We start from the raw sequence: 11717 nt of genomic DNA, 5'->3' as shown, positions 1-11717 counted from the left end.
AAGGTATGCGCTGTCACTACTGCGACCGCGAAGCGGCCGTCAGCGCGGAGTCGGACGGGGTCCGGGTCGGCCTCTGTGAGGAACACTTCCAAGAGCGACTCGAGGAACTCGCCGAGAGCGAGGAGCTCCGCGAGCTCCAGCAACGCCTCGACGTCGACCGGGAGGGTTAGATCCGGCTCGCGTCGACGTCGATGGCGTCGACCGGGCAGACGTCGACACACAGCATACAGTCGATACACTGGGCCTCGTTTGCCGGATCGGCCTTGATCTCGCTTTCGGGATGGCCCGGCGTGTCCACCCACTCGAAGACGTCCACGGGACAGTCCTCCAGACACGCCCCGTCCGCCAGGCAGACGTCGAAGTCGACCGCGACGTGCGTGCCGTGAATTCCCAGCTGTTCTGGCTCCTCGACCGGGCCCCACACGTCGTGGCCCCGGTGGGTCCCTTCCGTCTCGCGGTTACTGTCGAACTGCGGATCGATCGCCATGGCGGATGGAGACACGAGGTCCGTATAAAGGCCGCGACGCGATTCCGCAGGTCTATGCCCGATGGCCTCTCAGAGGGGATATGGCGCTTTCGTCCGTACCGATCGGATCCGGGGTGGGATCGTGGTAGTCGCGGTCCGCGCGCCGCCCAGACTCGTCTACGACGACGACTGTGGGTTCTGTACGTGGTGTGCCCAGTACGCCGACTCGCGGGGCGTATTCGAACTCGTCGGCTTCTCGGAGCTCTCGCCCGATCAACGTGCCCGCCTCCCGGAGGACTACGAGTCGTGTGTGCATCTGCTGACCGACGACGCAGTTCACTCCTGCGGGCGGGCCGTCGAGGAGATCGGCGCGCGCCTCGGCCCGCCCGAGCGCACGCTGGTCAAACTCTTCAGGATGCTTCCGGGCTACGAGCGGATCAGGGAACCGGCCTACCGGGCGGCGGCCGATCGCCGGGTTCTCTGGGGTCGGTTCGTCCGCCGATAATCAGTCGGGGTTTGGGCTCAAAAACGTCCGATGGGCGGCGAGGCGGTCGTAGACGCCACCGAGAACGAGCCCGTAGGCGAGATACGCGAACACCATGACGGCCAACAGCGGGAGGTTCTCCGCGACCGTCTCCCCACCGATTCCGATCCCGTAGAGAACCGTCCCGACGTATCCCGCGTAGAGAACGAGGCCGAAGACCGCCCCGTGAGTAAGGCCGGACTCGCCCGGGAGCCCCCACGTGAACGCGCCGAAGAGGAGCGGCCATGCCAGCGCGAACAGCGCGAGAAACGAGAGGAACGTCATCGCGGTCGCCATGAGACTGCTCGGCTCACAGTACGGAGGCCCGCCGATAGCACACAGGCTCATGAACGTCGCGAAGACGAAGGGGCTCGTCCCGCCGATAAGCGAGTCCGAGACGAGTAAAAGTGCCGTCAGAACGGCTGTGGCAGCGATCCCCCCGATGATGCTGCTGCGAACGATCTCCATATCACGGATACGGTGACTGTGACGTTAAATGTATATCTGAGTGTTAGTTCGTCACACCGGGCATCCAGTTGGCTTATAGATCGAAAGCTTCGATTCCGCACGGTAGTTACACTGGTAGTTATCGTTTTCACTCGAACGCGGCGATCCCCGTCAGGTCCTGTCCCAGAATCAGCGTATGGATGTCGTGGGTCCCCTCGTAGGTGTAGACCGTCTCCATGTTTGCCATATGCCGGATGGGCGAGTACTCGTCGGTGATGCCGTTACCCCCGAGCATCTCGCGGGCGACTCGCGCCTGATCGCGCGCCATCTCGACGTTGTTCCGTTTGGCCATCGAGACGTGCTGTGGGCGCATCTCGCCGCGTTCTTTGAGTTCGGCGAGCCGGTGGGCGAGCAGCTGACTCGTCGTGATCCGTGTCGCCATTTCGGCGAGTTTGTCCTGTTGGAGCTGGAATCCGCCAATGGGCTTGCCGAACTGCTCGCGGTCGGTCGCGTACGCGCGGGCCTCCTCGAAGCAGTCCCGAGCCGCCCCGACCGCACCCCATGCGATGCCGTAGCGCGCCTGTGTGAGACACGACAGCGGCCCCTTCATCCCCTCGACGTCGGGCAGAACGTTCCCCTCGGGGATTCGAACGCCGTCCATCGTGAACTCCCCCGAACTGGAGGCCCGAAGCGAGAGTTTCCCGTCGATGGAATCGATATCGAGACCGTCACGATCCGTCTCGACCAAAAAGCCCCGCACCGGCTCGCCCTCGCTCGACGTATCGCGTGCCCAGACGACCAGCACGTCCGCGATGGGCGAGTTCGTACACCAGCGCTTCTCGCCGTCGAGGACGTACTCGTCGCCGTCGCGCTCGGCCCGGGTTTCCATCCTCGATGGATCCGACCCGTGGTCGGGCTCGGTGAGCGCAAAGCCACCGATCGCCTGTCCCGTCCCCATCGGGGGGAGCCACTCGTCTTTCTGCTCCTCGCTCCCGAAGGCGTGGATAGGGTACATCGCGAGTGCGCCCTGAACGCTGGCCATCGAGCGCAGCCCCGAATCGCACGCTTCGAGCTCCTGCATCACCAGCCCGTAGGCCGTCTCGCTGGCATCGGGGAGACCGTACCCCGCGAGGCTCGTCGCGAAGAAACCGCGCTCGCCCATCTCGGGGATAATCTCCTCGGGAAACGTACCCGCTTCGTAGTGTGCTGCGATCTCCGGGCGGACGTGCTCGTCGACGAACTCGCGGGCGCTGTCGCGATACGACCGCTCTTCGTCGTCCAGTTCCGCTTCGAGTTCCACATAATCGAGCATGGACGAATCTCGGGAGCCATGCCTCAAAAACGCTCCTATCGACCCGTCAGTCGGCGGCGACCGGTGTCTCGGTGACCCCTTCGACGTATCCCAGGAAGTTCTCGAAGACGAGCTTCGCCTCGCAGGCGGCGGCGTAGTTCTCCTCGGTGATCCCGTCGAGGACCGCGGACCGGCGCTCCGCCGAGAGGTCCTTGCGTCGGGTGAGCTGGGCCGCGGTGTCCATGTCGTACTCGGGGTGGAACTGGACGCCGAAGACGTGGCCCTTCCGGAAGCCGTGGTTCGAGTACTCGTTTTCCGCGAGGGGCTCGGCGCCGGGCGGGAGCTCGACGACGGCATCGGAGTGGGTGGTGAAGGCGAGGAACTCCTCGTCGACCCCGTCGAACAGCCGCGAGTCACCGGTGAGGCTGATCGCGTTGTAGCCGATCTCGTACTCGCCCATCCCCTCAACCGTGCCGCCGAGTACGTCTGCGAGGAGCTGGTGGCCGTAACAGATCCCGAGGAACGGCAGCTCACGCTCGATAGCCTCGCCGATCCACGCTTTCGTCGGGTCGATCCAGGGTTCGTCCCAGTAGACCGACGAGCGCGAACCGGTGACGACGGCCGCGTCGAACGCGAACGTATCGGGGAGCTGACCGTCGGTGACGTCGAACTCGGTCAGCGAGGCGTCGAGTTCGCGTCGGAAGTTCCGTTTCGTGTTTCGATCTCCGTGGGAGGCGTCGAGAATCGCAATGCGGGGGACACTCACTACCGTGTTCACGAGGCCAATCGTAAAAACAGTTGTGGAATGGACAGTTATGACCTGATAGACCGTGTGCCTTTGGAGCTGGCACCTGTCGTTCGGCTATGGACGCGATCGACCGGATCGAAGCCGTCTTCGAAACCCACGTCGAAGCCGGCCTGCACCACGGCGCACAGCTCGCGGTCTACCACGAGGGCGAACCCGTCCTCGACGTTGCGGGCGGCACGACGGGCCCTGACGGCGAGGCCACCACCGTTGACCGGAAACACGTCCTCTTCTCGTGTACGAAACCATATGCGGGCGTCGCGCTTCATCAGTGTGTCGAAGACGGGCTGCTGGACTACGACGACCCGGTCGTCGACCACTGGCCGGAGTTCGCCTCCGGCGGGGAGAAAAGCGAAATCACCGTCCGACAGGTACTCTCCCACCAAGCCGGCCTCCACCAGACGGCCTTCGACGCCGAGTTCGAACAGTGGCCCGACTGGGACGCCGCGGTCGAGGCGATGGAGGCCGCCGAAACGACGTTCTCCCCGGGCGAAACGGCGGCGTATCACGCCCTCTCCTACGGGTTTCTCGTCGGTGAGCTCGTCCGACGGGCGAGCGGGACACCCGTAGACGCGTATCTCGACGAGCGGGTGTTCGGCCCGTTGGGAATGGATGACACCGACCTTGGGGTCCCGGCGGACGAGCCCGACACCACCGCGAGTCTCGCGGGGTTCGAACCCGGCGAGCGCGCCCGCGAGCACGGGGCGGGCCTCGATACCTTCTCGAACGCCGAGGCGGCGGCGCTGTTCGGCGAGGAGTGGCTCCACCGTGCGGTGGTTCCCGCGGCCTCCGCGACCGGCAGCGCGCGGGACATGGCACGATTCTATAGCTGTCTCGCGAACGGCGGCGAGATCGACGGGGTTCGGATCCTGGAGACGGACACCGTCGCGGTAATGGCGAGCGAGCAGACCGCAGTCGAGCACGACGGCACCCTCGGGGTGCCCCGGCGCTACGGGATGGGCGTGGTGCTCGGGGGCGGCGCATGGGACAAATTCGGGACGGTATCCCCGGAACGGGTCTTCGGCCACGGCGGGCTCGGCAGCATCGTCGGCTGGGCCGACCCCGAAGCGGACCTCGCCGTTGCCTACGTCACGAACGGGATCCGCGACGAGTTCGAACACTCCTTACGAACCAACGCCATCGCGGACGCGGTGCGGGCGGCGCTGTGTTAGTCGAGTGAGTTGAGAAAGTCGAGCAGCCGGTCGTTCACGGGCCGAGAACGTTCGATCCAGACGCCGTGGCCCGCGCCGTCGTAGATCTCGCGGGTCGCCCTCGGCAATCCCTCGGCGGGCAGAGCGGCGTTCTCGACGGGGACGAGCTCGTCGCGTTCCCCGTGGACGACGAGCGCCGGGATCGTCACCTCGTAGAGCCAGTCGCTCGCGTCGAACGCCTCGAACGCCGCGTTCTGCGCGTCCCACCCCTCGCGAGCGGCGTCGCCCGCCCGCCACTCGGCGATCCCCTCGCACGCCTCCGATTGCTCTGTGAGAAACGTCTCGGAAAACAGCGCCGGCAGCGACTCCCGACGCGCTTTAGGATCGTCGGGCGACGCGAACAGCGCCTCGCGGGGGTCGCGAGGGAGGGGCGCGTGTGGTCCCCCGGGGCTCGACCCGATCAGGGTGAGACTCCGCGCGCGCCCGTACTCCAGGGCGACCATCCCACCCAAGCCGGCGCCGACGAGGTGAGCCCGGGCGGTGCCGTGGTCCGCGAGAACGGCTTCGAGGTCGGCGGCGAGCGACTCGACGGAGTACGGCCCCGGCGGTGTATCGGAGCGGCCCGTTCCGCGCATGTCGGAGACCACCACCTCGTAGGGCCCCGCGAGCGCGGCGTGTTGCCAGCCCCACTGCCACGCGCCCAGCCCGAGGTCGCCGAGAAATGCGACCGTCTCGCCGTCTCCCTCGACCTCGTAGTACAGCGCCACACCCTTCCGGTCTACGCTCACCATTGTCGAAGGCTACCGGCCGACTGTGGGTAAGGAATCCGGTTGGCGGGTGATGGAGGACGGGAGCCGGGAATCGAAGGGCCGTTTCAGGCGTTCAGGACTTCCTTGAGAATCCCCGGAGCGTCCGCGAGCGCCTCGTCGAGTTCGTCCGTATCGGGACCGCCGCCCTGTGCGAAGTCCGCGGGGCCGCCACCGCCGCCGCCGACGCGACTTGCGAGCGTGCCGACGACCTCGCCGGCGTTGATCCCCACGCCCTCGGGCACCGCAACGACGAACTGCGCGCCGTTGCTCGCGCTTCCGAGCACGGCGACCTTCCCCTGCTCGACGAGCGCGTTCGCGGTCGCGCGGAGCTCGTCGCTGTCGGCATCGACACGCTGGATCACGGCGGTCGTCCCGCCGACCTCGACCGCCTCGCCCTCGCCCGCCCGGAGCTCCGCGAGCTCCTCGGTGAGCGACTCGATCTCCTTGCCGCGGGCCTTCCACTCCTCGAAGAAGCGCTCGGCGGTTGCGGGCACCTCCGGCGGCGAGACGTCGAGGATCGCTGCGGCCTCGTAGAGGGCGTCCTCGGTCTCCTGGGTCGCCTCGATCGCGGCGTCGCCCGCCGCGAACGTCAGGCGCTCGACGCCGTCCTGGATGCGCTCGGTCGAGACGACCTTGATCGCGCCGATGTCGCCGGTTCGAGAGACGTGCGTGCCCCCGCAGGCCTGGACGTCCTCGGCGATATGGATCAGGCGGATCCGCTCACCCGGTGGGATTCCCCCCTGATAGAGGTCGAAGCCGTGTTCTGCCTCGGCCTCGTTTCTGTGGGGCCACTCCTCGCTGACGGTGACGTTGTCCCTCACCAGTTCGTTCGCGATCCGCTCGATCTCCTTTACTTGCTCCCGACCGATCCGGTCGTAGTGGCGCACGTCGAGGCGGGCGCTGTCGGTCCCTTTCTGTGCACCGGCCTGCCGGATGTGCTCGCCGAGGACCTCGCGGGTCGCGTGGCCGACGATGTGGGTGGCGGTGTGATGAACCATGAGTCGACGGCGGCGCTCGGGGTCGACCCGGCCGCGCACGAGCGCGCCCTTTTCGGGCTCCTCGCTCACTCGGTGGAGGACGACGCCTTCTCGTTCCTGGACGTCGCTGACGGTGTAGCTGCCGTCGTCGGTCGAGATCATTCCGTGGTCGGCGGGCTGGCCCCCGCCCTCGGGGTAGAACATCGTCTGGTCGAGGACGACGTCGTAGCCCTCAGCACGCTCGATCACGTCGAGGATCACCGCTTCGAACTCGGTGCGTTCCGCGTCGTCGTAGTAGAGCTTCTCCGTATCCGGCAGGTCGACGACCCGCTCGTCGCGCTCTTCGGTCTCACGCATCGCCTCACCGGCGTCGTGGCGTCCCGCGACCAGACTGTAGAAGTCATCGGGCACCTCGACCGTCGCCCCAGCCTCCGTCGCGATCTCCTCGACCATGTCGGGCTGGATCCCATGTGAGTCGTAGAGTTCGAGCAGCTCCTCGACCGGGATCGGCTCGTCGCGCTGTGCGTACTCCTCGGCCAGTTGCTCGACCCGTCGGCCACCGCGTTCGAGGGTTTCTCTGTACTTCTCGACTTCCGTGCGCACGATGTCGCGGATCGTGTCACGGTTCTCGTAGCCCAGTCGTTCGGCCTGCATGTCGACGAGCTCGTCGAGCGGGGCGTCGACGCCGACGGTGTCACAGAGGCGTTTCGTGCGCCGCAGGACCATTCTGGCCAGATAGCCGGTCGCGACGTTCGAGGGGACGATCCCGTCCCCGAGCATATAGGCCAAGGTTCGGCAGTGATCCGCAATGGCGTACACGGCCTCCATGGGCTCCATCAGCGCTTCGAGCTCGCCCACGTCGACCCCGACGCCCGCCGCGATCTCGCCGCGGGCGCTCTCCATGTCCTCGGCCTCGTCGATGTCCATGTGGCCCGCAAGCTTCGAGGCCGAATGCAGCAGCGCGGCCTCCTCGTCGGTGTGGGTGATCCCGGCGTTGTCAGTCAGGAAGTCGATCATCTCGGGGTAGATCGCCTCGTAGACGGTCGGGGTGCCCTGGGACACCCACGTCCAGCGTTCGAGCCCGTAGCCCGTGTCGACGATGTAGGTGTCCATATAGGAGTAGCGGTTGCCGTCCTTGAGCTCGTAGTCGCCCTCGGGGTCCTGCTCCATGCACATGAAGACGAGGGTGGCGAGCTCGACCCCTCGGTAGATGACCTCGATCGCGGGTCCTGCATTCCCTCCGCCGACCCACGGGTCCTCGATGTAGGTGATCTCCTCGGGGTCCGCACCCAAGGAAGTGAAGAAGTCGTCGCAGTACTCGACCGTTCGGTCCTTCCAGTAGACCTCCCCGTAATAAGCGTACTCGTCCTCGGGAACGTCATCGCGGGTGTTGAACGCGTGATGGGCCATCATCTCGAAGGCCATCGTGTGTCGGCCGGTCTTTCCGACGTTGTCGATGTCCTGCATCCGGATGCAGGGCTGGCTGATGGTCAGCGGATTCGCCGGTGGCGGGGTCTTCCCGCTCGTGACCAGCGGCTGGAAGTCGTAGATCGAGGCCTGCGTCAGAAGCACGTCGTCGCGCCAGCGGTTCGCGGCGACCGGGTAGGGCTCGACCCGCTCGTGGCCGTGCTCCTCGAAGAAGGAGAGGAATTTCTCGCGCATCTCCTCCAGCGAGTACTCCCCCTCGAACCCCGGGTTGTCAATGAAGGAGTACTCGACACACGGGGGCTCCCCACACAACTCCTGGTCGTGGTCCCGCGTCCAGAAGTGGGCCCCACACTCCGGACACTCCCGCCTGATGAAGTCGTTCTCCTCGAAATACTCGAGGCGGTATTCGGCTTCGAGCGCACTCATGATACCGCTAGTGGCCAATCGGGCGGTAAAACTGTTGCGCACCCACCATCAGAACGGGTGAGTTGGAGCCGTGGCCCCGGATCCAGTAAGGTGGTCCGGGAGAAAATTATGGAGAGATAGTCCGTGTTCCGGAGACGCATTGACCGAGTACGCAGGCCTCTCCTGTTGCATCAAGTCGAACGTCATAGCCGCCATCCCATACCGCGTTGACTCCGACCGTGAACTTGACACCTTTGTAAATGAACGAGACGGACCAGAATCGATCATCTCTGCCTATTCCACCTTGAGCCACGTTAACGCCAGCAACGTACGCCTCAATCCCAACGTAATACCATGAAACAGTAACCTCCAGTTCCAAGCAGTAATCGGCTCAGACGGGATCGCAGACGATCAGATATCTGACGGAGGTTGGGATTACGGCTGCATCTTCTTGTGGTGACTCCGTCTGTAAGTTATCAGTAGGATAGATACACATCTGAAATAAACTAATATAGATTAATAATCTTATAAAATATTATAAAAATATAATATAAATTTGTATTTTATAGTAGGTAATATATATTATTAGTTATATTTAGATTATGTGTCTAACAAAAACAGCTCAAGGAGAAAAGTGCTGGTAAATACTGGATTATCCCTCGGAGTGCTGGTTGGAGGCAGCAGTGTCGCCACCGCTGACCCATCCAACGGTCGTGGAAACAGAAAAGGCCACAACAACGCTCACGGAGACGGAAAAGGTCTCAAGGTCAGAAATGGCCGATTTGAAATCAATGTTGACCCCAGTGAGTTAGAAGAAGCCGAATACAGGCAGTGGCGCGAGGTCATTGAGGACTTCAACAGGGCGATTGAGGCAGGCCGCTTGAGTATCACGAACAAAAATGAGGATCCGGAAGAGAGCGCGAAGACATCCGAAATATCGGCTAATGAGACGACGATTGAGGTCCACGGTGATTCTGCCGAGACAAGTAAGGAGGATCAGTAATGTGCAATAGAGACGATTACGAAATAGAGAGTTCGTGGTGAGGGGCGAGGCGAACGGTGAGACTCTACCTCAGTGACGCTACAATCAGCAACCTTGACAGACTTATCGCGATCGGTGCTGGAAGTGGGACAATATACCAAAGACTCGTTCAGAGAGGGGTCATCGCTGCGGGGGCTCTCAGCAGTCCCGCCGCAGCTTTTGTCGCTGGAGCGATCCTTATTACGTGGGGAACAATGGTGGTCGTGAACAGGGGCTGTGGCGTCGTCTGGGAGGTAACTTACGATCCAACGACAGTCTTGATCCCCAGCAGAGCGACCCCGAGTATCAGCCGACAATGAGCCACTTAATTGTGCTAGCGTACGCCGGTGACTGACCGAGGATAGACAGATGATGACTGTAGACAATATTCATACACATGACTGAAAACTCCGCTATTCCGAAAAAAAAGATGCGACTCGTCTGGCCAGTCATGGTTACGGTCGCAACTGCACTAATCGCGTACCCGGGTTTGCAGGCGTTCGTGCAGGGTGCATCGGTCGGGGAGTGGATCGTGGACATAGTGCTCGGTCTGTTACTCCTAATACTGTACGTCGGAATCAAGCTCGGTGCCCGGTTGGAAGAGGATCGAACCTCATCCGGTCAGTCCGGGCCGACGGAACGGATCTTGGTGACCGTCTTCGCCCTGTGGTTCGCCGTCGGTGCAGTGTTCCTCGTCACGGTCCGCTCGTCGTTCGACGTGATCGGGTTCACGATCACCGGTGCGATCGGTGGCGTCGTCATGCTCGCCCTGCTGTATCGGTCGTAACCAGCATCCACGCGGTACCAGTGGCAGCAACGCTTCTCATGGACGTCTCGGCGTGGTTGCGAAAAACGAGAGATCAGACCGGTGAGTCGAGCGACTACGCCTCGATGCGACCGGAGTCGAACTCCTCGCCGAGTTCGGCGAGCTCGGCGAGCGTCTCCTGCTTCTCGCGCAGGTTCTGCTCGAGCAGGTGGCGGCCTCGTCCAGACCGAGTTGGTCGGCCAGACCGTTGCGAGTGACGGGTCAAGGGCTTTGCACCGGACGCCGAAAGAGCCGGTATGACGAACACGCCCGAATCCCGCGCTCACGTCTTCGTCGAGGGGAACGTCCAGGACGTCCATTTCCGCGACAACGCCCACGAGACCGCCCGGGCCCACGACCTGACCGGCTGGATCCGCAACCTCGACGATGGTCGCGTCGAAGGCGTGTTCGAGGGCAGCGAGGAGGACGTCGAGGCGATGCTCGAGTGGTGTCGGACGGGACCGATCAAGGCCGAGGTCGAGGACGTCGAGGTCGAAGAGGGCGACCCACAGGGCGATCTGGAGGACTTCGAGAAACGGTAACTACGCCTCGTCGGCGAGGGTAAGCGAGGCGAGAAACGCCTCCAGTTGGATCCGCTCGTTTGCACCCTCGGTGATACGATAATCGGTCTCGCCGATCCGATCGAGGGTGCGCACCGCTTCCCGATCCGAGAGCCCGAGGTCCCACACCGAACGGTGCAGTTGATCGATGATGTCGCCCCCGGAGAGACCCTTGTTCGAGAGGAGGTCGTCGAGCGTCGCACGTGCGGTCGTGAAATCACCCTCCAGCGCGCTCGTGACCATCGCCTCGATCTCCTCGGGGCGGGCGGTGGCGGTGATGGTGTAGACCACCTCCTCGTCGACGGTCTCGCCCATGACGGCCGCGGCCTGCAGGGAGTTCACTGCCCGGCGCATGTCGCCGTCTGCGGCATAGACGAGCGCCTCGACGCCCCCGTCGGTGATCTCGATCCCCTCGATGTGGGCGATTTCCCGTATTCGCTCGCCGACCGCCGCGTCGGAGATCGGCGAGAAGCGAAAGACCGCACAGCGCGACTGGATCGGGTCGATGATCTTCGAGGAGTAGTTACACGAGAGGATGAATCGTGTATTCGAGGAGAACTGCTCCATCGTTCTCCTGAGTGCGGACTGGGCGTCGCTGGTCAACGAGTCGGCCTCGTCGAGGAAGATGATCCTGTAGGAGTATCCACCGAAACTCGCGCGTGCGAACTCCTTGATTCGCCCTCTGACGACGTCGATCCCGCGGTCGTCGGAGGCGTTGAGTTCGAGGAAGTTATCGCGCCAGTCCTCGCCGTAGACCTCGCGGGCGATGGCGGTCGCACACGTCGTCTTGCCGATCCCCGCCGATCCCGAAAACAAGAGATTGGGGAGGTCATCGCGCTCGACGTAGCGCTCCAGGCGGTCGGTGATCTCCTCCTGGCCGATCACCTCGCCCAGCGTCCCTGGGCGATACTTCTCGACCCAGATCTCCTCGCGACCCGGCCCCGCCGGCTCGCTTTCCTCGGTCTCGCTCATACCCGATTCACGCGTCGCTGTCGTGATAAACCCCCCGAGACGGGCCGACAGCCTGAA

General features: G+C 63.6%; 14 protein-coding genes. 6 read left to right on the top strand and 8 right to left on the bottom strand.

Going from position 1 to position 11717, the window contains the following annotated elements:
• Positions 1–5: 5 nt before the first annotated feature.
• The gene (locus HACJB3_RS20060; RefSeq protein ID WP_008418772.1) at positions 6–170 is read left to right on the top strand and encodes a DUF6757 family protein; all 165 of its coding nucleotides are present in this window, start codon (positions 6–8) and stop codon (positions 168–170) included.
• Here the strand turns inward: HACJB3_RS20060 and HACJB3_RS01185 are convergent.
• Positions 167–487: a 4Fe-4S dicluster domain-containing protein gene (locus HACJB3_RS01185; protein ID WP_008418774.1), complete on the bottom strand. Its 321-nt coding sequence runs from the start codon at positions 485–487 to the stop codon at positions 167–169. The two genes, HACJB3_RS20060 and HACJB3_RS01185, sit on opposite strands and share 4 nt — an antisense overlap.
• Before the next feature lie 121 nt (positions 488–608).
• Here HACJB3_RS01185 and HACJB3_RS01180 point away from each other — a divergent pair, with 121 nt between their 5' ends.
• Entirely contained in the window at positions 609–971 is a 363-nt protein-coding gene (locus tag HACJB3_RS01180; protein WP_008418775.1) for a thiol-disulfide oxidoreductase DCC family protein, read from the top strand.
• Here HACJB3_RS01180 and HACJB3_RS01175 read toward each other — a convergent pair whose 3' ends face one another.
• From HACJB3_RS01175 to HACJB3_RS01165, 3 genes are all read right to left on the bottom strand, one after another.
• Entirely contained in the window at positions 972–1457 is a 486-nt protein-coding gene (locus HACJB3_RS01175; RefSeq protein WP_008418777.1) for a DUF6789 family protein, read from the bottom strand.
• 127 nt (positions 1458–1584) lie between these two features.
• Positions 1585–2748: an acyl-CoA dehydrogenase family protein gene (locus HACJB3_RS01170; RefSeq protein WP_008418778.1), complete on the bottom strand. Its 1164-nt coding sequence runs from the start codon at positions 2746–2748 to the stop codon at positions 1585–1587.
• Between the two features lie 46 nt (positions 2749–2794).
• Positions 2795–3493 carry a type 1 glutamine amidotransferase gene (locus tag HACJB3_RS01165; RefSeq protein ID WP_008418780.1) on the bottom strand — a complete coding sequence of 233 codons (699 nt, stop codon included), beginning with the start codon at positions 3491–3493 and terminating at the stop codon, positions 2795–2797.
• Positions 3494–3591: 98 nt separating this feature from the next.
• Here HACJB3_RS01165 and HACJB3_RS01160 point away from each other — a divergent pair, with 98 nt between their 5' ends.
• Positions 3592–4704, top strand: a complete 1113-nt coding sequence (locus HACJB3_RS01160) for an EstA family serine hydrolase (protein ID WP_008418782.1) — start codon at positions 3592–3594, stop codon at positions 4702–4704.
• Here HACJB3_RS01160 and HACJB3_RS01155 read toward each other — a convergent pair.
• Together HACJB3_RS01155 and alaS are read right to left on the bottom strand one after the other, a co-directional pair.
• Entirely contained in the window at positions 4701–5474 is a 774-nt protein-coding gene (locus tag HACJB3_RS01155) for an alpha/beta fold hydrolase (RefSeq protein WP_008418784.1), read from the bottom strand. The genes HACJB3_RS01160 and HACJB3_RS01155 overlap by 4 nt on opposite strands.
• An 83-nt stretch (positions 5475–5557) precedes the next feature.
• Positions 5558–8323, bottom strand: coding sequence for an alanine--tRNA ligase (gene alaS / locus HACJB3_RS01150; protein ID WP_008418786.1), 2766 nt, complete (start codon positions 8321–8323; stop codon positions 5558–5560).
• Positions 8324–8906: 583 nt separating this feature from the next.
• Between alaS and HACJB3_RS01145 the strand changes: the two genes are divergently transcribed.
• Positions 8907–9305 (top strand): hypothetical protein, encoded by a 399-nt coding sequence (locus HACJB3_RS01145; RefSeq protein WP_238532782.1) that lies wholly within the window; start codon positions 8907–8909, stop codon positions 9303–9305.
• Positions 9306–9825: 520 nt separating this feature from the next.
• Positions 9826–10110, top strand: coding sequence for a hypothetical protein (locus HACJB3_RS01140; protein ID WP_238532781.1), 285 nt, complete (start codon positions 9826–9828; stop codon positions 10108–10110).
• A gap of 94 nt (positions 10111–10204) precedes the next feature.
• Here HACJB3_RS01140 and HACJB3_RS20055 read toward each other — a convergent pair whose 3' ends face one another.
• Positions 10205–10354, bottom strand: a complete 150-nt coding sequence (locus HACJB3_RS20055) for a hypothetical protein (RefSeq protein WP_008418793.1) — start codon at positions 10352–10354, stop codon at positions 10205–10207.
• 31 nt (positions 10355–10385) lie between these two features.
• On the opposite strand from HACJB3_RS20055, the gene HACJB3_RS01135 reads away from it, so the two are divergent.
• The gene (locus HACJB3_RS01135; protein WP_008418794.1) at positions 10386–10670 is read left to right on the top strand and encodes an acylphosphatase; all 285 of its coding nucleotides are present in this window, start codon (positions 10386–10388) and stop codon (positions 10668–10670) included.
• On the opposite strand, the gene HACJB3_RS01130 is transcribed toward HACJB3_RS01135, so the two are convergent.
• Complete coding sequence (locus tag HACJB3_RS01130) at positions 10671–11660, bottom strand: replication factor C small subunit (RefSeq protein ID WP_008418796.1); 990 nt, start codon at positions 11658–11660, stop codon at positions 10671–10673.
• Between the last annotated feature and the right edge of the window lie 57 nt (positions 11661–11717).

This window comes from Halalkalicoccus jeotgali B3 (assembly GCF_000196895.1).
GTDB lineage: Archaea > Halobacteriota > Halobacteria > Halobacteriales > Halalkalicoccaceae > Halalkalicoccus > Halalkalicoccus jeotgali.
Note: the sequence above shows the minus strand (reverse complement) of the source record. Positions and strands in the feature narration are given on the sequence as shown.

Coding starts and splice junctions, on each gene's coding strand:
- HACJB3_RS20060 (WP_008418772.1), top strand. CDS start 6: ATGCGCTGTCACTACTGCGACCGCGAAGCGGCCGTCAGCGCGGAGTCG.
- HACJB3_RS01185 (WP_008418774.1), bottom strand. CDS start 487: ATGGCGATCGATCCGCAGTTCGACAGTAACCGCGAGACGGAAGGGACC.
- HACJB3_RS01175 (WP_008418777.1), bottom strand. CDS start 1,457: ATGGAGATCGTTCGCAGCAGCATCATCGGGGGGATCGCTGCCACAGCC.
- HACJB3_RS01170 (WP_008418778.1), bottom strand. CDS start 2,748: ATGCTCGATTATGTGGAACTCGAAGCGGAACTGGACGACGAAGAGCGG.
- HACJB3_RS01160 (WP_008418782.1), top strand. CDS start 3,592: ATGGACGCGATCGACCGGATCGAAGCCGTCTTCGAAACCCACGTCGAA.
- HACJB3_RS01155 (WP_008418784.1), bottom strand. CDS start 5,474: ATGGTGAGCGTAGACCGGAAGGGTGTGGCGCTGTACTACGAGGTCGAG.
- alaS (WP_008418786.1), bottom strand. CDS start 8,323: ATGAGTGCGCTCGAAGCCGAATACCGCCTCGAGTATTTCGAGGAGAAC.
- HACJB3_RS01135 (WP_008418794.1), top strand. CDS start 10,386: ATGACGAACACGCCCGAATCCCGCGCTCACGTCTTCGTCGAGGGGAAC.
- HACJB3_RS01130 (WP_008418796.1), bottom strand. CDS start 11,660: ATGAGCGAGACCGAGGAAAGCGAGCCGGCGGGGCCGGGTCGCGAGGAG.